Raw genomic sequence first — 19,914 nt, forward strand, 5'->3', positions numbered from 1 at the left:
CGTAGCGGCGGTATTTCATGGATCACCTCATCAATTGCAGAAACGAAGAGGTGTCCAATTCAGCCGGGCAAGGTCACTGGCGCGCTTCCCTCGGCGCCTCAAGCTGGCCGTTATGTGCCTGTTGGGTGATGGTGCGAACTGAATGACTAGTGATTGGGGAGGCGCGGCTAAGTAATGCTTGAAAGAATCCACCGGGTTAAGGGAATTGGCCTACTTCATGATGCGGATGGCCGACAGCATTCCCTAAAGAAGGCAACTCTTTTTTACGCTGATAACGGAGTAGGCAAATCAACTCTTGCATCCATCTTTCGATCTTGCGCTTCAAATGATCCAGATTTGATACGTCGCCGAAGAACGATAGATGGCAACTGCCAGCCCGATGTTCTTCTTCAATTCTCGAATGGGCAGCAGTCCTCGTTCGCAAACGCCAGTTGGAACAACCCACGTCCAGAACTTCTGGTATTCGATGCAGACTTTGTGGAGAAGAACGTATACGCCGGAGGTCAGGTAAGTACAGATCAGCGGAAAAACCTTCTTCAATTTGCGCTAGGAACTAGTGCGGTGAACGCTCAACGTGAGTATGACCAGGCGGACAATGATGCGTTAGCAGCATCGCAGTTGGTAAGAGATCTCACGTCTCAGCTAAGCGGCTTTCACCAAGGATTGTCCCTTCAGCAGTTTCGGGAACTAGCGGAAGTGCCGGATGCCGATAACCAGATCGCAGAATTAAACGAACGGATTGTCGAAGCACAAAACATAGGCTTAATTCAGGCGAAGGCATTGCCTAATAAACTTGACGAGCCTGCTTTTGACGTTACTGAAATCTTTCGCATCTTTGGAAGCTCCCTGTCCGATATTGACCTGGCCGCTGAACAGCGCGTCAAACAACATTTAGACGCTCACGCGAAGCCGAATCTCGAAAGATGGATCAGTGATGGCCATGCATATGGAGAGACAGAAAGTTGCCCATATTGCGATCAGCCGCTCCAAGGGGTTGAGCTCATACAAGCCTATCGCAGCTATTTCAATGAGGACTATAACGAACTGAAGGCATCTGTAGCTGATCTGCCACGACTTATATCTAGTTCTGCACCTGAAGCAATTGTTGATAGATTGCAGGCAAGTTTTTCTACGGCTAGTGCGACTATCGACGGTTGGCAAGAGCATGTTGAAATACCCCCTCCGGAATTTGATCGCGAGGCCGCCAAGGAAAATCTGACTGCAATAAGAGAGCGTCTCGATGCTCTAAGGCTCACTAAAGAGGAAAATCTGCTTGAATCCGTAGGTTCCGATGACGCGAAGAATGAACTGATTAGTATCTGGGGTGAACTCGTTGGAATAGTAAGGTATTGTAACGACGGTATAGACAATGCGGTTAACCTGATCACGGCCTACAAGGCGAGCTTGGCCGCAGTGAATCTGGATGGCCTGCGCCAGGCCATTGCCAATTTGGAAATGGCGAAGACTCGACATCGGCAGGATGTCCTCGATCTGTTCTCCCAACTTGATGCAGCGATAGCGCGGGAAGCCGACACAAAGGCCGAGAAGCAGAATAAAAAGGACGCGTTGAATGCGATCATGCAGACGACGCTAGAGCGCTACAAAGATAGGATAAATCAGCTGCTCAGTGCTTTCGGTGCGCAATTCTCAATTCCTAACATAGATTTTAATTATAGGGGTGGATTAAGGAGCAGTTACAACCTCCACATGCGAGGGTCCAATATTGAATTGGCCGGAGGCATACCAGACTTCAAAACGTCATTAAGCGAAAGCGATAAACGGACGTTGGCGTTTGCGTTTTTCATCGCGTCTGTCGAGTCCGATACTGATTTGGCGAATAAAGTCATTGTCATTGACGATCCTATGTGCAGCCTTGACCTCAATCGCAAACAGCAGACGCGTTTGATATTGAAGCGAGTTCACGAGAACTGCAAGCAACTAATCGTGCTGATGCACGATATTCATTTCATGCGGAGCCTGAGAGATGAAATTTTGCGAACTAGCCCGCCGCAAGACGTCGCGTGTGTGAAGTTAAGAACTGTCGCAAACCGTTATAGCAATTTTGATGCGATAGACCTTGATAAGGAGTGTGAAAGCGCGTACTTCAAATGTCATAGGGTATTAGGTGAGTATTTGAATGGGGCGGCACAGAGCAGCATGGAGGTGGCTAGATCAATCAGGCCCATGCTTGAAGGGTACCTGCATCGGAGATTTCCGGGGTTGATAAATAGCGGCTTGCTTTTCGGGCAGGTCATCGATGCAATTAACGACGCCCCGCAAGACAGTCCACTTGTTTACGCTCAGAACATCATTGATGAGTTGACTGAAATTAATAGTTATGCCGGCCAGTTTCATCACGACACTAATCCTTCTGCCGATCAAGTACAGATCATAGATGGTGAATTACGACAGTTTGTTGAGCGAGCTATCGATGTTGTTCACTCAGGAAGGGCCTAATTGTTCGGGGTGTGGCGTACAGGCACATAACAAATCGTTGCGGCGGATGTTTGACCCGCCATCCATTTTTTGCTGCCGCAAAAACGGGCGTCGCCTCAAACGCCGCTGAACCCATGCGTTAAAACCTCTAAGGGAAGTAATGAGCCAATATCAGACAAGCTTCGACCTTCTCCGAAGACTCGCAAAGGATACGTTCTACCGAATGCAGCACGGTCACGAGCTAGACTGTGTTCAGTCTGAAGAGACGCTAACCGATATAAATTTGCTTGAAATAAAAAGGGAAAGCCTATACTTCTTTCGTGTGGACAAACCTACTAAGCACGAGGAAAGAGAAAAAGGCTTCGACTGGGAGTTTTGGATTGGCTGCAACGCAAAAGGCTGGTACCGCTACGCAGTTCAAGCAAAGAGAATGTACTTGAATTCCGGAAAGTATGATCGCCTCAGACATAAACATAAGGGTGCTACTAAATTCCAGATTGAGATTTTAGAGGACTTCTCAAAATCAACTGGGGCAATCCCGTTGTATTGTTTCTATAACGCTATTGATCAGAACCAGCTTAATGGCCGCTGGCATTGTACATACAATCCAGAGCTAGAACAGATGGGGTGTACTATTGTTCCTCTTCGGATAGTGAAGGAGGCCCACAAGCGGAGGCAAGATAAATCGTTTGAGGCGCTGCATAACGATTCGTCCGCAAAACCGTGGCAATGCCTCTTATGCCCAGGCATTTTAGACTCTCGATTGGCCAAATACCCGAATGGTTTTTTGCCTGAGGATAAAGGCTATAAAAAGTTCGAATCACTACCCGATCATTTGGCGTATTTTCAAGAGACCGGAAATATTGCCAACCTCCCAGACGATCTTTATAAATCGGAGTTTGGCGGCTATCCAAAAAGAATTATGGTCATCGACACTGGAGGCCAAGAGTTTTAACAATAGGCTGCAAGGCGACCGATTTTCCGCCGCTTTGCGGCTCCAAACCGGCGCGTGAGCCGGGCGTTAGGCGCAAAAAAAGGACATCGAGCATTGACCACCCAATATGCGTCCGACGAGTTGTTCCATTTCGTAGGGCACTCATCGCCCCAAGATGACGAAGAGAATTACAGGAGGCTTGGCCTAGTCCTGCGGAGTGGCTGCATCTCGCACCCGCCACACGATGGCAGTTGGGGCCAAACCGGATATACAGCAACCTGGGACAATCGATTAGAAACCGAAGAACTAATTGTCCCCACTGTCACTTGCTATGCGGACATACCGTTCGACGCCCTATCCACGCATGTCAGCAAATATGGTAAGTTCGGTTTAGCTCTCCCTCGTTGGCTCCTCATAAAGTATGGTGCGCGCCCAGTCATGTACATACCCATGCGGTCTGATGATTGGCAGTCGATCAACGGATTGACCCTTCTGCGCGATATCGAAGCTATCGTTAAGGGGTTCAATGTCCAGGTCTATGGCAAACAAGGCCCGTCACCAGTTAGTCGGAGCTTAGGTCAAGCCCCAACGACCCCTGAATCTGCAATATCTGTGGTCCACAGCATGCTTCTCAAGGACTTTCTGGCGTTCATCAAGCCTTTTAACTCAGAGCTACCACACAACCATCCTGATAATTTTTATATGGAACAAGAGTGGCGTAAGTATGGGAATATGAAGTTTGAGCCAGCACAGGTATCAAGGTTAGTGGTGGCGCAAGGCTACAAGGATCGAGCTATTTCTGACTATCCGACGTACAAAGGCCGCATAAATGAAATCTAGCACGCCTAACCAGCGGCCCAAGCCGACGCCGTGCGGGCGCGGCTTACCTTGAACGTTATGCATAGAAAATGAACGCTCAACAGCTTTTAAATTTTATCGATACGGATGACCTCACGTACGAAGCCACATCGTTGATGGCGTGGGAGGTCGGGGCAGTCGACAATATTGATGATGTTGCCCGGTATATGTGGCGTGGCGGCCCAGTACCGCCACAGGCATCAGCCAACCGACCACGACGTTTTCTTCTGTCCGAAGAAGATCACCGACCGGAAAAGAAATACTGGGATCTGGTTAAGCGCGAAATGTTCGAGTTCCTCTGCGAGCGGAGCGAGAAGTATGAGTTCCTTTGGGAGCGAATCGGGGAATTGGAAAAGAAAAGTTCGCACGTTCTTGTTGTGGTCATCTCGGGATACATCGGCGAGAAGTCGGGCGTAGAAGCTAGAGGGGAAAACCGGGGGGAAAACCGGGGACAAGGGGGGAAAACCGGGGACAGACCACGGTTTTGCGCAGTTGAGGGAGGTCGTGGAAGTGGTAGGCTAAACGTCGTCAGGCAAGGAAGCCAGGGAGGGAACAGTGCCAAGGAGAGCGCGCGCGACGAAGATTACTCAGGGTTTCTACGTGGAAATCGTGGTCTGTCCCGGGTTTTCGTCCGGGTTTTCTCGGGTTTTCTCGGGTTTTCCGATTGATGGTTGGCGTTAGGCGACGAATACACAAGAACCGCGTCGAGAAAATCGCTGCATGAGAGGTACCGATCGTGGAAATAAGCTCACCACACAAGGGCGGATGCATGTGCGGGGCGATCCGATACGAAGCAAAGGGCGAACCCAAGATCGTCGTAAATTGCCATTGCTCCAGTTGTCGACGGCACACGGGTGCACCGGTAGTTACATTGGTGATCTTCGTCGAGGAACAGATCAAGTTCACGAAGGGTGAAAGGAAGTTTTACGAATCCTCACCCGGCGTTCGACGTGCCTTTTGTGCCGACTGCGGCACATCGCTAACGTGGGAGGCCCGTTCGAAGCGCTTCCCGGACACGAATATCATCGACCTGCACATCAGCACGTTCGACCGACCCGAAGCCTTCAACCCGACACAGCACGATTTCTACGAAGAACGGATCCCGTGGTTTGATGTCGTTGATACACTGCCCCGATTCGTCGGCGACCGAGAGTTGCCACTCTGTCACGGCCCCGAGGCGTAACTCCATGGTAGAGGACAGAGTCGAGTGGGTGAGTCGTGCCGTGCGGCGGTATGCGTCGATCTTGGATTGTCAGACCTGACCCCCGGGCGGCCCCGCCCAACGCGGCTGGTTGTTTCTCGCGGTCGTGATGGACCAATACACCCGGCAGGTTCTTGGCTGGGCGACCTCGCAGCGGTGCACCGCAGCGCTGACCCGTGCGGCACTCTCCAACGCCCTGCAGCGCCACGGCCCGCGCCGTGGGGCGCTTTTCTACTCCGATCAGGGCATCGAATACGCGGCCAACAGCTTCAAGGTGCTGTTGGCCCGCCATCACCTGACACAGAGCATGAGCCGCCGGGCGTACTGCTACGACAACGTCGATGTCGAGTCGTTTTTCGGCACGCTGAAGGCCGAGTCCGACGTCACCGAGCGCCGCCCGCAACAATCCGTGTCCACGCTGATCAGCCACGTCGACGACTACCTTCGGTTCTACAGCAGGCGTCGGCTACACTCGGCGTTGGGGTTTCAATCGCCGGCCGTATTCCGGAGACTAGCTGCATGAACGTGTCCAATTCACCCGGGCAGGTCACCGTGCGCTTTCACACGCGCCTCAATCCTCGGCGTTATACGTCACGAATCCCGCTCAACCTGGAGTTCCATGCATGACTGACGACAGAACACTACGCACCTCCAGAACGCTGCTTTTTTCCGCAGAAGAAATTTATGGGGCATTTTCGTCGCCGAAATTGCTGGCTGCGTGGTGGGGGCCTGAGGGCTTTTCGAATACCTTCGAGATTCATGATTTCATAGAAGGTGGGCGCTGGAAGTTCGTAATGCATGCCCCAGACGGAACTAACTATCAGAACGAGAGCACGTTCGAAGCACTTGAACCCAATTCGAAAATAGTTATTCACCATGACTGCCCACCAAGATTCCGGCTCACAATTGAGCTCACTGCTGAAGATCATGGAACGCGCGTAACCTGGAACCAGGTGTTTGAAGATGCTGAAACTGCTCAGGTCGTCAAAGAAAGAGCAGGCCCAGCAAATGAGCAAAATCTTGATCGGCTCACGCGCGTGCTTGAGCAAACAAGAAGTGGCATATAACCAGAGGTTCAAGCCGACCGGTGCTCCGCTGCGCTTCCCCCGGCGGCTTAGCCCGGGCATTGGACGCCCAGATCCCATTAAACCAAGCAGGTAAACCATGAATAAGGATATCGCCGTTACAAGGCTGCTTCCTAATATCTGCACTCACAAGATGGAAGAGACCCGGGAGTTCTATAGAGAGCTACTCGGTTTTGTCGTTGGCTTTGAGCACGAGGGCTGGTATATCCAGATGGCATCGCCGGAAAAACCGGAGCTGCAAATCGGTATCATGCGGCTCGACCATGAGTTTACGCCACAGCCTTTCCAGCGCCCTGCACAGGGCGTGATCATATCCGTGCAGGTAGAAGATATTGAGAGTACATACGCTGCGGTGAAGGCTCGTGGCTTCGAGCTGGCGCAAGATATATGCGTTGAGGAATTCGGAATGAAGCGATTCATGGTCGCGGATCCGAACGGGCTGCTTATCAATATGTTTTCGTTTTCATGAGTGCGCGCTCAACAGGGCACTGAACCGGACCGCCATTCCGCCGGCGGCCCATAGCCGCTGGTAATCCCCGCGTTACGTATAAGGGCGCGGCCTTATGTATAGGTGAACCGAAATGGAACTGGTGCTGGCTGAAATCGTGGATGATAGCTGCTCTGTCGATAAAAAAACTTGCTGGTTGAAGTGCGAAACATATTCCGGGGGAATGGTGGCCTTCTGGGGAGAACTGGATGGGGCTAATAGGAATATCGTTTCCTTAAGGGGTCAGACCCTTCCTGTCGTGGTAGAGCTGTCAGACCCCGAGGCTTGTTGCCCGACGGAGAGGGAGCGTTCATGCTATGGAATCTCGCTCAGCATACCGTCTGATGTGGCGATCACCGTGAATGCAGAATGCTAATTACATAAGTCGAACGCACGCACGGATCATCATCGTCGCCGGCGCGCCGGGCGTGGAGTCGTTCGGGCGGGGACGCTCACGGTGACACGATACATCACGGAACACGAGGTCCATCGTGGCAGCCAGAAAATCCGCGAAGTCGAAGCCCATCGTTCCCGGCGGGGTCGAGGACTATATTGAACAGTGCCCGGAAGAGGCGCGCCCGCGGCTTCGGGAAATCCGGGATGCCATCCATGACGCGGCCCCCGGTGCTGTCGAGACCGTCAGCTATTTCCGGATGCCGGGCTATTGCTATGAAGGGTACGACTATAACGGCATGTTCGCCTGGTTCAGTTTCCGGAAGCGTTGCGTGCGTCTGCATGTCCGCCCCCCGGTGCTGACGGATCACGAGCAGGACGTGGCGGGGTTCTCCGTGACGAAGGCGATCATCAGTTTCCCGCTGGACCGTGCCATCCCGAAGGAACTGGTGGTTAAGCTCGTCGGGGCCAGCATCGCGGTGATGACGGGCAAACAGCAGGGCGCGTGACAGATGCCTTCAACCGTTCGCGAGGCTACCGCCCGCGAACGCCTGCCTCGTACGGCACATACCGCGGCTTGGGACTGGGATCCCGATTTGCCCCGGAAGATCAGGTGGCCCGGGTGAACATCGCCCAGAGCGATTCCTCGTCCTCTTGAGTCAATGTGACGGTACGGGAATCGGGCGTCCTTGCCGCCCAGCCCAAGGCCTGCAGTCTTCCGAGGAGCGCCGCGCCCAGCGCTCCGGCCAGGTGGTGCCGGCGCTCGCTCCAGTCCAGGCAGGGACGGCAGAAGATTCGTTTACGCGAATCCAGGGCATCGGTATCGACCCCCAGGCAACCGAACCAACGCCGACCACGGTCGGTCAGCCAAATGCCGCCGTTGTCGTTTCGCAGCACGTCGTGCCGAAGCATTGCTTCATACAGCTCGACGCTCACCTCACCGGCAAGGTGGTCGTAGCAGATGCGCGCCCGGCGAAGCCCCGGGTCGCGCGGGCCGGTCACCGGTCGCTTGCCGCCCGAACGGAAGGCCACACCCATGATCGACTCGATCAGCTCCGCGACATCGGACCCGGCTATACGGAAATAGCGATGCCGCCCCTGGCGATCGACCACCACGAGCCCTTCCTCGAGCAGCTTTCCGAGATGGAAGCTCGCGGTCTGCCTGGTCACGCCGGAGAGATGCGCAAGCTCGGTCGCCGTCATCGCGCGATCGGACATCAACGCCGTCAGGATCTCCGCGCGCGCGTTATCCCCGATCAGCGCGGCCACCCGGACGATATTGGGCCCTTCACTCATGGTTCGATCCGGATCGAAACAATCCCCGCATGGCCCCGTGCTACCGTTTCCTCGCGTTGTTGCCGAAACCCGCCCGGGCCCATTCGCGAGCGCCGCCCGGGACGGGTTCGGGGTGTTTTACCGGGCGCGAGTGAACCGCCGTCGCCCGCCCCAGCATGGAGAGTTCGATGATAGCAGTGATATTCGAGGCACTACCGCACGCGGAACGTTACCAGGATTATCTCGATGCGGCGGCCTTGCTGCGACCGCAACTCGAGGACGTTGATGGCTTCCTGTCCATTGAGCGGTTCGAGAGTCTGTCACAGCCGGGCCGGGTCCTCTCCCTGTCGTTCTGGCGCGACGAGGCGGCGGTGACGGAGTGGAGGAATACGCAGGCGCATCGCGGTATCCAGGAAGCGGGCCGGGAGACGATCTTCGCCGACTATCGCCTCCGGGTCGCCGAGGTGGTCCGGGACTACGGCATGCACGACCGGCGCGAAGCCCCATCGGACTCACGTGAGGCACACGCCGAAACACCCGGGGAGCATGCTTGATCGCAGTCATGCGCCTCGCCGCGACACGGAGGTCCTGACGGCGTGCGGACATCAGTCCGGCCGGACGCCCAGGGTGTCGGCGACCTCGGGCAAGCGTTCGCCCAGGAAGTCGATGAAATGACGCACGGCCGGGTCCAGGCCGCGCCGATACGGATAGACGGCGTGGATGCGCCCGGCCGGCATTGAGCGGTCGGCGAGCACCTGCACTAGCCGGCCATCCATGAGCTCCGGCCAACAGATGTAGCGGGGCAGGGCGGCAAAACCCACCCCCTTCACCGCGAGCTCCCGCAGTATCCGCAGGTCGTCGGTCACCACGCGGGGCGTGACATGCACCGGCGACATGCGCCCGTCGCGATCCTCGAACGGAAAGGAACAGCGCCCATCCGTGCGCTCCATGCCTACGGTCGGCATCTGCGACAGGTCGTCCGGCCGGCAGGGCTCGCCTTCGCGATCAAGGAGCGACGGGCTGGCGACGACCACCGGCGCGCTCAGCGCGAACTCGCGCATCACCAGCGAGGAGTCCTCGAGTCGATGACGCACGCGCAGGGCCACGTCCACGCCCTCACCCACGACGTCGACGGGCCGCCCGGTGGCGTCGATCTGCAGTGAAACGTGGGGATGGCGTTCGAGAAATTCCGGGATCACCGGCGCCAGGAGAACCTGCGCAATGGTGATCGGACAGGTCACCCGGACTCGCCCGCTGGGCTCCTCGTGCACTTCGCGGACCACCCCTTGCGCAGCCCCCGCTGCGCTTACCAGGTCGCGACAACGCTCGTGGTATGCGCGCCCCGTGTCAGTCAGGGTGAGTTGTCGGGTCGAGCGGCGCAGGAGTCGAATCCCAAGCGTGTCTTCCAGGCGCGCGATTCGACGGCTGAGGGTCGACTTCGGCATGCCGAGGGCGCGCGCCGCAGCGGTAAAACTGCCGGTCTCGGCGACCGCGGCGAAGAAGTAGAGGTCGTTGAGATCTGGCATCCTCGTCCATTCCATTTATGGAACAGTGTTTTCCGTTTTTCCTGTCTAGTCCCGTTTACGGAACGTTCGTTACCGTACCACGCCACATCGACGCACGGGCGAAGCGAAGACATGCCGTATCTGTGCCCCCCGTGCATGCAAACCCGCGCAACCGGAGAGACACGCATGGCCGTCACGCTGATCGCGGTTTTCGAGGTGCCCTGGGAAGTCGTCGACCGTTTCCTCGCCGAATGGAACGAGGACAAGGATTTCATGATCCGTCAGCCGGGATTCATCGACGGCACCCTGTACCGCAGCGCACAGACCGACGCGCATTTCCGATTTGTCAACGTGGCCCGATGGGAACGTGAGGACGACTGGCGCGACGCCCTGCGCGCCGGTTACGAGGAACGGCGGGAACGGGGCATCGACCGGATGGCGGACTGGCAGGCGCGGGGCATCACGGTGACGGCGACCGTCTATGACCCTGCGCTGCAGTACTGACGACGTCGTTCCCGTGTTCACACGAAACACACCGGAGTGGTCTCATGCATATACAGATCATCGTGGGCAGCATCCGTCGGGGTCGGAACGCTCTGGCGATCGCGGAGTGGGCACAGGCCGTTGCGGCGGAGCATCAGGAGATCACGACCGAGATCGTGGATCTGCGGGAGTGGAAGCTGCCGATGTATGACCTCCCGAAACCACCGATCATCGGTGACTACGAGGATCCATTGCAGCGGCGCTGGGCCGATCAGATCGCTCGCGGCGACGGGTTCGTCTTCGTGAGCCCCGAGTACAACCATGGTTACACGGCCGTACTCAAGAACGCGCTGGATTACCTGTACGCGGAGTGGGTAGACAAGCCCGCCGGGTTCATCGCCTATGGGGTGAACGGCGGCGAACGCGCCATCGAACAGCTTCGGCTCGTTCTCCTCGAGTTGCGCATGTCACCGTTGCGCGATGCGGTGCACATTCCCGATCTTTTCGATCTCCTGGAAGACGGCCGGTTCAAGGGCGCAGAACACCATACCCGGCAGATGCACCGGGTGTTCGACGGCCTCGTGAAGTGGGGGGTTCGGAGGCCATGACCTCATTTCCCGCCGGTGACAGGGGGTCGAGGGTCGGGGAAGTTCGGCGCACGGTATGCCGGTCTCTCCGTCTGGCGCCCGTGATTTCCGGTTCGCCTGAAGCCTGCCCCGCTGGCTTCGGTAACCCCATCACCCCTGCTGCCGCCCGATCCCGGCCAGCCGGTCACGCAGCATCGCGTCGCGGCGGCGGGGCATGCGTTCGTCCAGCATCTCGCGGCCGACGGGGAAGTGCTCGACTACTTCAACAGCCAGTCGATGCTCTCGGTCCCCTCGCCGGCGGAGCAGGCCACGCCCCGGCGGGCAGTGGCCGTTGTCGTCATCCATCCCTGGCCACTACTGCGCGTCGAGCGCCACTATCTGCCCGCCGGCCTGTCGGAAGCGTTCGAAGTAGCCTGCCGGGTCGAGCAACTGCTGCGGAAAGTAGAGCCCGGCCGGTGTGGGCGGTTTGCCGTCGAGCCCGAGGAGGCGTTCGAGAACCAGGGCGACGCCCAGCCCCGTCAGCGGCATCTGTCCGTCGGGATGGATCACCGCGTGGCGGGAGCGCAGTGGTTGTCCGGCGTGGCTCTCTCCGGCAAGTTCGATGAGGATTTCGGTGGACATCGGCTCGCCGCGGCGGCGGCTGGAGCTCACGCCAATGGCCAGGTTGAACTCGACGTTCGGCGCGTCGGTGGCGGTGGCGAGGCCAAAGACGTCATTGGGCGAGAGGGCCGTGGCGCCCATCGCCGTGCCGTCGGCGGCGCGGAAGGTGGTCTGGAGGTCGTCGCCGCGGCGCCAGACCCAGGCGCCCTGTCGCCGAACCTGCACGGCGGGAATGGCCTGCGTCTGGCGCTCCAGATCGTCGAAGGAGGCCGGGCCGCCTTCGTCCTGCTCATCCAGCAGGGCGCCGATGCGAATGGTGTCGACATGACGGAACGCCTCGGAGAACCCGAGCGCGGGGGTCATCGTCGCACCGACCAGCCACTCGGTACCCAGAACCACCGGTGCGGCGTCCGGGCGATGCATGTAGGCCGCGACCTCGGGCCCGGTTTCGTACATGGCGGGGGAGATGCTGATGTAAGGTACGCCATGCCGCTGGGCGAAACGGAGTGCGGCGGTGGTCGTATCCGTGAAGAAGATCGCGACGGCGCTGACGGGCCGCCCGCCGAGCCCGAGATCATCGGCGGTGATATCGACCGTCGCGCCTTCGGCATTACCGATATCGGCGGCCGTGCGTTGCGCCTTGGCGAGGTTGCGCCCGCCGATCAGCAAGGGGGTGTCCGGGTGGGTGTCGCGCAGCAAACGCGCCGTGTGGCGGCCGACGATGCCGGCACCGCCAATGAGCAGTATGGGGGCGACTGACATGAGGGATCTCCGGGTTGAGTGACAGAAACCTACTTATAGTAGGTTGTCGGGAACATTAACCTACTAATGGTAGGTTTTCAACGTATCCGAGCACATGGGACAGGGCGGGCCGTGAATCGCAAGACGCAACAGGCAAAGGCGCGAACGGGCAGCCGGCGGCTTTCCGCGCCGGAACGGCGGCGTCAGCTGCTGGATACGGCGCAGCTCATCGTGCGCGAAGAGGGGGCCGACCGGCTCACGCTGGGCCACCTGGCTGCGCGTGCCGGGGTCTCCAAGCCGGTCGCCTACGATCATTTCGGCACGCGCTCGACGCTGTTGATCGAGCTGTACAGGTTGATTGACCACCGGCAGTCGGACGCGCTTCGCGAGACGCTGACGACCGAGGAGCGAGGCTTCGAGGAGACGGCGTCGCTGCTCGCGGCGGCCCATGTGCATTGCCATGCCGACACCAGCGGCGAGTGGCATGCCATCGGGGCCGCGCTGACGGGGAGCGACGAGAAAGAGGCGGTCTACCAGGAGCTGCTCGACAACTACGTCCAGCTTTTCGCGGCTGCGCTGAAGCCATACTGCGAACTGACCGACGCGGAGCTCGAGCGGCGCTGTATCGCCTTGATCGGCGCGGGGGATGCGATCTCGGCCGCGATGGTGCGCGGCAACTGCAGCGAGGCCGAAGCGGCGGCGACGCTTGCCTCGCTGATACGGGGTGGGGTGGGGCGATGACCTGAGGCCCGGTCGAGCGCCTCATCCCCTGCGCCGCAAGCGCCCACCCGATACGCCCGGGGCCGTTCACCGGCACGCCGGGGGTGACTCTAACATTCCAACACCTGACGGTGAGAAGGCTGGCCCGCCAGGGTGCAGCACGGTACCGGGAGGCTTCCGTACGTCCGGCCACGGGGGTGTGTGGGATCGCCGATCACTTCGGCGTGCACAACAGACGGTGAGTGGTGCCGTGCGACGGTAGGCGGCGATGTTGGATTGTTAGACTTGACCCCGGGCGTGTGGCCCCGGGCGTGACCCCGGGTGGCCTGGGGCGGCCCGTGTGAGACGGGCGGCCGCCACGCGGCCACCCGTATTCCGGACCGTTACGATTCCACCTGCGCCACGTCGCGAACGGCGCCGCGCGAGGCGTTGGTGGCCAGCGCTGCGTATGCGCGTAGCGCGGGCGAGACGTTGCGGAAGCGGTTCCCCGGTTTCCAGGCCTCGCTGCCTCTGGCCTCCATGGCGGCACGGCGGGAGGCCAGCGTCTGGTCGTCCACATCCAGCCGGATGACGCGGTTGGGGATATCGATCATGATCGCGTCGCCGTCCTCGATGAGCGCGATGAGACCGCCCTCGGCCGCTTCCGGCGAGACATGGCCGATGGAGAGACCGGAGCTGCCGCCGGAGAATCGCCCATCCGTGACCAGCGCGCAGTCCTTGCCCAGTCCCCTGGATTTGAGATAGCTGGTGGGGTAGAGCATTTCCTGCATCCCGGGGCCGCCCTTGGGGCCTTCGTACCGCACAATGACCACGTCACCCGCCGAGACCTCGTTGCCCAGGATGCCGGCCACGGCCGCTTCCTGGCTCTCAAACACCCGGGCGCGGCCGTCGAACACCAGAATGGACTCATCCACGCCGGCCGTTTTGACGATGCAGCCCTCCGGCGCCAGGTTGCCGAACAGCACGGCGAGCCCGCCGTCCTCACTGAACGGATGAGTGGCCGCGCGGATCACGCCGCGTTCGCGGTCCGTGTCGAGTGCTTCCCAGCGCGCCGATTGGCTGAACGCCGTCTGGGTCGGGACGCCGCCGGGTGCGGCACGGTAGAACGTCCGCACGGTCTCGTCGGCCGTGCCTACGACGTCCCAGCGCGCCAGGGCGTCGGCAAGGGTCGGTGCGTGCACTGTGGGCAGACCGGTGTCGACCAGCCCCGCCCGGGCCAGCTCGCCCAGGATGGCCATGATGCCGCCGGCCCGGTGAACGTCTTCCATGTGCACGTCGGCCTTGGCCGGCGCGACCTTGCACAGGCAGGGCACGTGGCGCGACAGCCGGTCGATGTCGGCGATGGAGAATGCCACCTCCGCCTCCCGCGCCGCCGCCAGCAGATGCAGCACGGTGTTGGTCGAGCCGCCCATGGCGATGTCGAGGCTCATCGCGTTCTCGAAGGCGCCGCGGGTGGCGATGCCCCGCGGCAGCACGGAGCCGTCGTCCTGTTCGTACCAGCGCCGGGCCAGATCGACGATCACCTGCCCCGCCTGCCGGAACAGCCCCTCGCGGTCGCCGTGGGTGGCCAGCATCGACCCGTTGCCGGGCAGCGCCAGACCCAGCGCTTCCGTGAGGCAGTTCATGGAGTTGGCGGTGAACATGCCCGAGCACGACCCGCAGGTGGGGCAGGCGGAGCGTTCCACGGTGGCCACGTCCTCGTCGGTGTAGCTGTCGTCCGCGGCGACCACCATGGCGTCGACCAGGTCGAAGGCGCGGCTGCCGCCCTTGACGACCGCCTTGCCCGCTTCCATCGGCCCGCCCGAGACGAACACCGTCGGGACGTTGAGCCGCATGGCCGCCATGAGCATGCCGGGGGTGATCTTGTCGCAGTTGGAGATGCAGACCAGCGCATCGGCGCAGTGGGCGTTGACCATGTACTCGATGCTGTCGGCGATCAGCTCCCGCGAAGGCAGCGAGTACAGCATGCCGCCGTGGCCCATGGCGATGCCGTCGTCGACCGCGATGGTGTTGAACTCCCTGGCCACGCCGCCGGCCGCCTCGATCTCGCCGGCGACCAGCTGACCCATATCCTTCAGATGCACGTGCCCCGGCACGAACTGAGTGAAGCTGTTGGCAACGGCCACGATGGGCTTGCCGAAGTCGCCGTCCCGCATGCCGGTGGCACGCCACAGGGCACGGGCACCGGCCATGTTGCGGCCGTGCGTGCTGGTTCGGGACCGATAGGCGGGCATGGGTCGTCCTCCAGGTTGTCGTCAGGCCGTAGCGTATTTTCCCTGGAAAGGTTTTTGAAATATATTAATTAGTCACGAATAATTCACTGCAGATATTTGTATGGATGTACGTCGGCTCAGGCAATTTGTGGCGGTGGCCGAGACGCTGCATTTCGGCAAGGCCGCCGAGCGCCTGCACATGACGCAGCCACCGCTGAGCCAGTCGATCATGGCGCTGGAGCACGAGCTGGGCACGGCGCTGTTCGTGCGGACCAAACGCAGCGTCACGCTGACCCCGTTCGCCGCGCAATGGCTCGAGCCCGTGCGCGCGGCCCTGGCGGCGGTTGACGCCCTGCCGGAGACCGCCCGTGGCATTCGTCGCGGCGAAACCGGCCGGCTGGACCTGTCGTTCGTGAGCACGGCCGACTACAGCCTCCTGCCCAATCTGGTGAGGGAGTTCCGGGCGCTGTACCCGAACGTGGTTCTTGCGCTAACCGAGGCCACCAGCGACGTGCAGATCGCCGCCCTGCTGCGCGGAGAAAGCCATGCCGGCATCCTCATTCCGCCGGCCCATGGGGCGTTGCCCGACCCGCTCACCTACCGCCGGCTGATCTCCGAACCGCTCATCGCCGCGGTGCCCGAACAGTGGCTCGACAGCGGGCGCCTGACGCTCACCGACGGCCGACTCTCTCCGGCAGCCGTGACGGCGTCACCGCTCATCGTCTTCCCCCGCCATGTCGCCCCCGCCTTCTATGAACTGGTCACGAACTATTACGGGGACTGCGGCGGCCATGCGGAGATCGCGCAGCACGCGATCCAGATGCAGACCATCATCAGTCTGGTATCGGCCGGCCTGGGCATTGCCCTGGTGCCCGAATCGCTGCGGCACCTCGCCCGTACCGGCACCCGCTACGTGCCCCTGCAGAGCGCGCCACCGATCCTGGAGACAGGCATCGTCTGGCGGCGCGACGACGTGAGTGCGACGTTGGCCAACCTGCTGGAGGTGCTCAATATCGCGGACCCGGGATACCAATAGGTCGTCGCTGAATCAGAAATAGGGTCGATGTCCGGGGTAGGTGCTGACATTCCAACACCGGACGGTGAGAAGGCGGGTCCGCCAGGGTAAAACTGGTACCAGGAGGCTTTCGCACGTCCGGCTACAGGGATGCGTGGAATCGCCGATCACCTCGGTGTGCGCCACGTGCGGTGAGCCGTGCCGAGCGACGGTACGAGTCGGTTCCGGATTGTCAGACCCGATCCGGCTGGCCCCCTGTATGACCCCTGACGTTCGGAGGAATGTATGAGCGGAAAGGATCTCGGAGGGAGCATATTCCTGGCCGGCCTCACGGTGGTCCTTATCGGGTCGGTAGCGTATGGATTGCTCACGGGGGAAATCCCCACACTTGGTGGGACGGGGCGCTATGAAGCGGACATTTTGTGGCAGTCGCGCGAAGACGAGCCCCAGTTATTCTGGTTTGCGGTTAGTTACCATCTCGTCATTGCGATCGTCGCCGCGGTGCTCGGAGTGCGGATAGCAGGGGATGAGGAGTAGGGTGGACCGCCCCGCGTCGGTTAGGCCGATATCCACGCGATGCCGGAATAGAACAATGCCGACGCTCGCACGGTCTTTGAACGCACCGGCGCCACCGGTCGATGTTGGATCGTTAGCCCTGACTCCGGTGGGTCGCGGACCACGGGAAACACCGCCGCGTTGAGCGCCTGATTCTGCGTCGCCGCGGCTATACTTCCAGCGGCCGCCAGATCGGAGAGAAATGCCACGACTTCCGTCGCCCATATCTTGCGGGCGGCGCCTGTCATGGTACAGGATGACCCGAAGGATCAAGCCCCAGGCACGTCTCTTCACGTAAGAATGCTGTAGTGGCGCACCCGGATCGCGGCACGGACACGATCGAGAAAAGGAGAGCTCTTCCGTGACATTCCATCGCACCTCCATCGGCTGCCGTATATATGTACAGCACCTCGCTGACCCGTGACGCGCAAGCGTGCGTCGCGGCAAGTGTCCGCCTATCACGCCTTCCACGTGTCGCATGCGGTGGTTTGCGGATGCCGGAACGCCGGGCCAGCGCCGCTTCGCAGCCATCCCGCACAGACAGCAACGGGGCTTGGCTCACGCGCATTATGCGGACGTCGTCCGTGTTATAACGCGGACGACGTCCGTCTATTAGCTGGTTACACGGTAAGGAATAATGGCGCCCAGTATTAAGCAGAAACTCGCCATAGACCAAGAGTTGTTGAATGCAGTTCGACTGATTCATGCTGGATTAGGCCAGTTGCAAAAGCTCGATGGTGCAAATGATTTTTATCATCTCCCCCTCCTGACTCTGGCCAGTGGTTTTGAAAGACTCATGAAAGTCATGCTCTGTCTTCGAATACTGGAACAAACAGGTGAGTTTCCAAACCCAGAGGGTCTTCCTTCTGGTCGCAAGGGTCATAACCTTGAATTATTACTTAAAAAAATTCGCGAAGAATGCTTTTTGGACCATTATGTGGAGCAAATACCAGTTGCGAAAGAAGATTTGGAATACCTAGAATCTGAAGAATTATCGTCGTTCCTGTCAATACTGAGTAGGTTTGGACAGGCCGCGCGTTACCATCATCTCGATGTCGTACTCGGAAAGCAGCCCACAACAGATGCTCCCAACAGGGAATGGGAGAGCCTTGAAACCGATATTTTGCTTAAGCGCCCCGACTTGATCAAAGAGATGGAAGATTTCCCAGCTTCAGAGAGACCGCAACAGGAAATTGCTATTGAAGTAGTTGCACGTTTAGAGCGTTTTGCAAGGGCTCTTGCCCGCTTGTTTACAATAGGAGGTATTGGTAAAGAGGCTCAGCGCTATATAGGTTATATTGGCAAGTTCTTATATCTCCGAGATGAATCTCTTGGAAAGAACGAATACAGTCCTGTTGGCACAATCATGTAACCATGCCTTTCACTTGGACGGGAACTCCGCTCCGCTGCGTTCCCGCCAGTGAAGGCAACGTTAGGCGAGATAAAGAATGGTGACAGATTTAGAAATATTTAACGCACATCAGGAAGATGTCCGTCGTCGGGCAGATTCTTTAGTAAGAGCAATTTTTATTCTTGCTGGCGGTGCCCTTACCTTGTCAATCACCATATTTACTAATGAAAAAGCCCCCGAGTTAAATCCAGACCTGTTGTGCTCACTCAAAATGTCTTGGTGGGCGCTCTTCCTCTCAATTGTATTTTTAGTGTTGGCACTTACAACCATCATTGCCCGCGATTACGCATTTGGTGAGAGATGGCGTAAGCAGTTAAATGGGGAAAACGTCGATGCCCCGGGAAGCCCAACCTTTGTCGAGGTGGTTGTTTGGGTTTTGTCAATCCTTGGGTTGCTAGGATTTGTTTCGGGCCTGCTAGGCCAGGCATATGTTGCTAGCAATGTGCTGTAATCGCCTAACAAGACAATTTTACACGGACGGCAAAAAGCGCCGCTCGTTCCTCGCTAAACGTTTTGCCTCCAGTGAATTGCGGCATTGGGTATTGTGAACGAATGCAGTGGTGACAAAAATGCCAGAGTTTTCATCTTGGCAGAGCTACCGAATCTTTGCACAGAGCGTCAAGAGCAGGGCGAGGTACGTCTTTGAAGATCAAGTTGACGAGTTTCTCAAGACCGTCGTCGCAACAAGTGAAGGGCGCAAGCGGACGTTCCCAGCCGGCCGAGTCCTTTGGAGAGCACAGCATGGTCATGACTGGGTCGCGATCCAGCAAGATGAACACGAGTTCGAAGTACCTGGCCCATATTCCGCCGCACGAATGAAGCCGCTACCGCACTCCGCGCGTGAAGGCCGAGTCAATCCAAAGGGCATACCGTGTCTGTACTTGGCAACAGACAAGGAGACAGCCATGGCTGAGGTGCGGCCATGGATCGGGTCGTATATATCGGTAGGGCAGTTCAAGACGCTGAGGGATCTTGTTCTTGTCGACTGCTCCGTCGAGCACGGTCGTGGGTTTGTTTTCTTCCTTGACGAGCCGGAACCGGCTCAACGCGAGAAGGCTACATGGGGCGATATTGATCAAGCCTTTTCCGAACCGGTGACCTCAGGCGACTCCACCGCTGATTACGCGCCGACGCAGATACTTGCTGAGGCCTTCCGACGCCACGGATACGACGGCATCGCCTACAAAAGCGTTCTTGGCAGAGGTTTCAACGTCGCGCTATTCAATGTCAATGCCGCAGATCTCATCAACTGCTTTCTGTTCGAAGCTAAGAAAGTGTCGTTTGAGTTCAGCGAAACAGGGAATCCATACTTCGTGAAGAAGTACTACGAAAACAATGAGTGAAACGATGCCCAACACGGTGCTCCAGCCGACGTCAGGCCGCGGTGCGGCCTGACGTCGGCTGAGCTCAGGCGT

General features: G+C 58.9%; 23 protein-coding genes and 1 pseudogene. 19 read left to right on the forward strand and 5 right to left on the reverse strand.

Annotation, left to right across the window (positions count from 1 at the left end):
• Window positions 1-174 precede the first annotated feature (174 nt).
• The 10 genes and pseudogenes from G7A99_RS03935 to G7A99_RS03980 all read left to right on the forward strand — a co-directional run bounded on the left by G7A99_RS03935 (window position 175) and on the right by G7A99_RS03980 (window position 7,903).
• Window positions 175-2,457 carry an AAA family ATPase gene (locus G7A99_RS03935; protein ID WP_163138939.1) on the forward strand — a complete coding sequence of 761 codons (2,283 nt, stop codon included), beginning with the start codon at window positions 175-177 and terminating at the stop codon, window positions 2,455-2,457.
• 202 nt (window positions 2,458-2,659) lie between these two features.
• Window positions 2,660-3,391: a DUF6615 family protein gene (locus G7A99_RS03940; RefSeq protein ID WP_163138940.1), complete on the forward strand. Its 732-nt coding sequence runs from the start codon at window positions 2,660-2,662 to the stop codon at window positions 3,389-3,391.
• Between the two features lie 93 nt (window positions 3,392-3,484).
• A complete protein-coding gene (locus tag G7A99_RS03945; protein WP_163138941.1) occupies window positions 3,485-4,210 on the forward strand; it encodes an abortive infection system antitoxin AbiGi family protein in 726 nt (241 codons plus the stop codon).
• Window positions 4,211-4,278: 68 nt separating this feature from the next.
• A complete protein-coding gene (locus G7A99_RS03950; protein WP_163138942.1) occupies window positions 4,279-4,896 on the forward strand; it encodes a hypothetical protein in 618 nt (205 codons plus the stop codon).
• Between the two features lie 101 nt (window positions 4,897-4,997).
• Window positions 4,998-5,411, forward strand: a complete 414-nt coding sequence (locus G7A99_RS03955) for a GFA family protein (RefSeq protein WP_163138943.1) — start codon at window positions 4,998-5,000, stop codon at window positions 5,409-5,411.
• A 103-nt stretch (window positions 5,412-5,514) separates the two neighbouring features.
• Window positions 5,515-5,952: pseudogene (locus tag G7A99_RS03960) on the forward strand (transposase); the annotation flags it as partial.
• 100 nt (window positions 5,953-6,052) lie between these two features.
• Complete coding sequence (locus G7A99_RS03965; RefSeq protein WP_163138945.1) at window positions 6,053-6,496, forward strand: SRPBCC domain-containing protein; 444 nt, start codon at window positions 6,053-6,055, stop codon at window positions 6,494-6,496.
• Between the two features lie 97 nt (window positions 6,497-6,593).
• Window positions 6,594-6,983: a VOC family protein gene (locus G7A99_RS03970; RefSeq protein WP_163138946.1), complete on the forward strand. Its 390-nt coding sequence runs from the start codon at window positions 6,594-6,596 to the stop codon at window positions 6,981-6,983.
• 112 nt (window positions 6,984-7,095) lie between these two features.
• A complete protein-coding gene (locus G7A99_RS03975) occupies window positions 7,096-7,377 on the forward strand; it encodes a hypothetical protein (protein WP_163138947.1) in 282 nt (93 codons plus the stop codon).
• Window positions 7,378-7,492: 115 nt separating this feature from the next.
• Window positions 7,493-7,903 (forward strand): iron chaperone, encoded by a 411-nt coding sequence (locus G7A99_RS03980; protein ID WP_163138948.1) that lies wholly within the window; start codon window positions 7,493-7,495, stop codon window positions 7,901-7,903.
• 100 nt (window positions 7,904-8,003) lie between these two features.
• Here the strand turns inward: G7A99_RS03980 and G7A99_RS03985 are convergent, their stop codons facing one another.
• The gene (locus G7A99_RS03985; RefSeq protein WP_163138949.1) at window positions 8,004-8,690 is read right to left on the reverse strand and encodes a helix-turn-helix transcriptional regulator; all 687 of its coding nucleotides are present in this window, start codon (window positions 8,688-8,690) and stop codon (window positions 8,004-8,006) included.
• A 167-nt stretch (window positions 8,691-8,857) separates the two neighbouring features.
• Here G7A99_RS03985 and G7A99_RS03990 point away from each other — a divergent pair, with 167 nt between their 5' ends.
• The gene (locus G7A99_RS03990; protein WP_163138950.1) at window positions 8,858-9,223 is read left to right on the forward strand and encodes an antibiotic biosynthesis monooxygenase; all 366 of its coding nucleotides are present in this window, start codon (window positions 8,858-8,860) and stop codon (window positions 9,221-9,223) included.
• 51 nt (window positions 9,224-9,274) lie between these two features.
• Here the strand turns inward: G7A99_RS03990 and G7A99_RS03995 are convergent, their stop codons facing one another.
• Entirely contained in the window at window positions 9,275-10,195 is a 921-nt protein-coding gene (locus G7A99_RS03995) for a LysR substrate-binding domain-containing protein (protein WP_163138951.1), read from the reverse strand.
• Between the two features lie 165 nt (window positions 10,196-10,360).
• Between G7A99_RS03995 and G7A99_RS04000 the strand changes: the two genes are divergently transcribed.
• Both G7A99_RS04000 and G7A99_RS04005 read left to right on the forward strand, forming a co-directional pair.
• Window positions 10,361-10,678, forward strand: coding sequence for an antibiotic biosynthesis monooxygenase (locus tag G7A99_RS04000; RefSeq protein WP_163138952.1), 318 nt, complete (start codon window positions 10,361-10,363; stop codon window positions 10,676-10,678).
• Between the two features lie 44 nt (window positions 10,679-10,722).
• Window positions 10,723-11,265 carry an NADPH-dependent FMN reductase gene (locus tag G7A99_RS04005; RefSeq protein WP_163138953.1) on the forward strand — a complete coding sequence of 181 codons (543 nt, stop codon included), beginning with the start codon at window positions 10,723-10,725 and terminating at the stop codon, window positions 11,263-11,265.
• A gap of 129 nt (window positions 11,266-11,394) precedes the next feature.
• Here the strand turns inward: G7A99_RS04005 and G7A99_RS04010 are convergent, their stop codons facing one another.
• A complete protein-coding gene (locus G7A99_RS04010) occupies window positions 11,395-11,589 on the reverse strand; it encodes a hypothetical protein (protein WP_163138954.1) in 195 nt (64 codons plus the stop codon).
• A gap of 9 nt (window positions 11,590-11,598) precedes the next feature.
• On the reverse strand, window positions 11,599-12,606 hold the full coding sequence (locus G7A99_RS04015) for an NAD(P)-dependent oxidoreductase (protein ID WP_163138955.1): 1,008 nt from the start codon (window positions 12,604-12,606) through the stop codon (window positions 11,599-11,601).
• A gap of 111 nt (window positions 12,607-12,717) precedes the next feature.
• On the opposite strand from G7A99_RS04015, the gene G7A99_RS04020 reads away from it, so the two are divergent.
• Window positions 12,718-13,326, forward strand: coding sequence for a TetR/AcrR family transcriptional regulator (locus G7A99_RS04020; protein ID WP_205599726.1), 609 nt, complete (start codon window positions 12,718-12,720; stop codon window positions 13,324-13,326).
• A gap of 362 nt (window positions 13,327-13,688) precedes the next feature.
• Here G7A99_RS04020 and ilvD read toward each other — a convergent pair whose 3' ends face one another.
• Entirely contained in the window at window positions 13,689-15,539 is a 1,851-nt protein-coding gene (gene ilvD, locus G7A99_RS04025) for a dihydroxy-acid dehydratase (RefSeq protein WP_163138956.1), read from the reverse strand.
• A gap of 100 nt (window positions 15,540-15,639) precedes the next feature.
• Here ilvD and G7A99_RS04030 point away from each other — a divergent pair, with 100 nt between their 5' ends.
• From G7A99_RS04030 to G7A99_RS04050, 5 genes are all read left to right on the forward strand, one after another.
• Window positions 15,640-16,554 (forward strand): LysR family transcriptional regulator, encoded by a 915-nt coding sequence (locus G7A99_RS04030; protein ID WP_163138957.1) that lies wholly within the window; start codon window positions 15,640-15,642, stop codon window positions 16,552-16,554.
• A 264-nt stretch (window positions 16,555-16,818) separates the two neighbouring features.
• The gene (locus G7A99_RS04035; protein WP_163138958.1) at window positions 16,819-17,070 is read left to right on the forward strand and encodes a hypothetical protein; all 252 of its coding nucleotides are present in this window, start codon (window positions 16,819-16,821) and stop codon (window positions 17,068-17,070) included.
• 655 nt (window positions 17,071-17,725) lie between these two features.
• The gene (locus tag G7A99_RS04040; RefSeq protein ID WP_163138959.1) at window positions 17,726-18,460 is read left to right on the forward strand and encodes a hypothetical protein; all 735 of its coding nucleotides are present in this window, start codon (window positions 17,726-17,728) and stop codon (window positions 18,458-18,460) included.
• 76 nt (window positions 18,461-18,536) lie between these two features.
• On the forward strand, window positions 18,537-18,950 hold the full coding sequence (locus G7A99_RS04045) for a hypothetical protein (protein WP_240466089.1): 414 nt from the start codon (window positions 18,537-18,539) through the stop codon (window positions 18,948-18,950).
• A 118-nt stretch (window positions 18,951-19,068) separates the two neighbouring features.
• The gene (locus G7A99_RS04050; RefSeq protein ID WP_163138960.1) at window positions 19,069-19,842 is read left to right on the forward strand and encodes an RES family NAD+ phosphorylase; all 774 of its coding nucleotides are present in this window, start codon (window positions 19,069-19,071) and stop codon (window positions 19,840-19,842) included.
• Window positions 19,843-19,914: the final 72 nt, after the last annotated feature.

It is taken from the genome of Arhodomonas sp. KWT (genome assembly GCF_010993615.1).

Coding starts and splice junctions, on each gene's coding strand:
- G7A99_RS03935 (WP_163138939.1), top strand. CDS start 175: ATGCTTGAAAGAATCCACCGGGTTAAGGGAATTGGCCTACTTCATGAT.
- G7A99_RS03940 (WP_163138940.1), top strand. CDS start 2,660: ATGCAGCACGGTCACGAGCTAGACTGTGTTCAGTCTGAAGAGACGCTA.
- G7A99_RS03950 (WP_163138942.1), top strand. CDS start 4,279: ATGAACGCTCAACAGCTTTTAAATTTTATCGATACGGATGACCTCACG.
- G7A99_RS03955 (WP_163138943.1), top strand. CDS start 4,998: ATGTGCGGGGCGATCCGATACGAAGCAAAGGGCGAACCCAAGATCGTC.
- G7A99_RS03965 (WP_163138945.1), top strand. CDS start 6,053: ATGACTGACGACAGAACACTACGCACCTCCAGAACGCTGCTTTTTTCC.
- G7A99_RS03970 (WP_163138946.1), top strand. CDS start 6,594: ATGAATAAGGATATCGCCGTTACAAGGCTGCTTCCTAATATCTGCACT.
- G7A99_RS03975 (WP_163138947.1), top strand. CDS start 7,096: ATGGAACTGGTGCTGGCTGAAATCGTGGATGATAGCTGCTCTGTCGAT.
- G7A99_RS03985 (WP_163138949.1), bottom strand. CDS start 8,690: ATGAGTGAAGGGCCCAATATCGTCCGGGTGGCCGCGCTGATCGGGGAT.
- G7A99_RS03990 (WP_163138950.1), top strand. CDS start 8,858: ATGATAGCAGTGATATTCGAGGCACTACCGCACGCGGAACGTTACCAG.
- G7A99_RS03995 (WP_163138951.1), bottom strand. CDS start 10,195: ATGCCAGATCTCAACGACCTCTACTTCTTCGCCGCGGTCGCCGAGACC.
- G7A99_RS04000 (WP_163138952.1), top strand. CDS start 10,361: ATGGCCGTCACGCTGATCGCGGTTTTCGAGGTGCCCTGGGAAGTCGTC.
- G7A99_RS04005 (WP_163138953.1), top strand. CDS start 10,723: ATGCATATACAGATCATCGTGGGCAGCATCCGTCGGGGTCGGAACGCT.
- G7A99_RS04010 (WP_163138954.1), bottom strand. CDS start 11,589: ATGGATGACGACAACGGCCACTGCCCGCCGGGGCGTGGCCTGCTCCGC.
- G7A99_RS04015 (WP_163138955.1), bottom strand. CDS start 12,606: ATGTCAGTCGCCCCCATACTGCTCATTGGCGGTGCCGGCATCGTCGGC.
- ilvD (WP_163138956.1), bottom strand. CDS start 15,539: ATGCCCGCCTATCGGTCCCGAACCAGCACGCACGGCCGCAACATGGCC.
- G7A99_RS04030 (WP_163138957.1), top strand. CDS start 15,640: ATGGATGTACGTCGGCTCAGGCAATTTGTGGCGGTGGCCGAGACGCTG.
- G7A99_RS04035 (WP_163138958.1), top strand. CDS start 16,819: ATGAGCGGAAAGGATCTCGGAGGGAGCATATTCCTGGCCGGCCTCACG.
- G7A99_RS04040 (WP_163138959.1), top strand. CDS start 17,726: ATGGCGCCCAGTATTAAGCAGAAACTCGCCATAGACCAAGAGTTGTTG.
- G7A99_RS04045 (WP_240466089.1), top strand. CDS start 18,537: ATGGTGACAGATTTAGAAATATTTAACGCACATCAGGAAGATGTCCGT.
- G7A99_RS04050 (WP_163138960.1), top strand. CDS start 19,069: ATGCCAGAGTTTTCATCTTGGCAGAGCTACCGAATCTTTGCACAGAGC.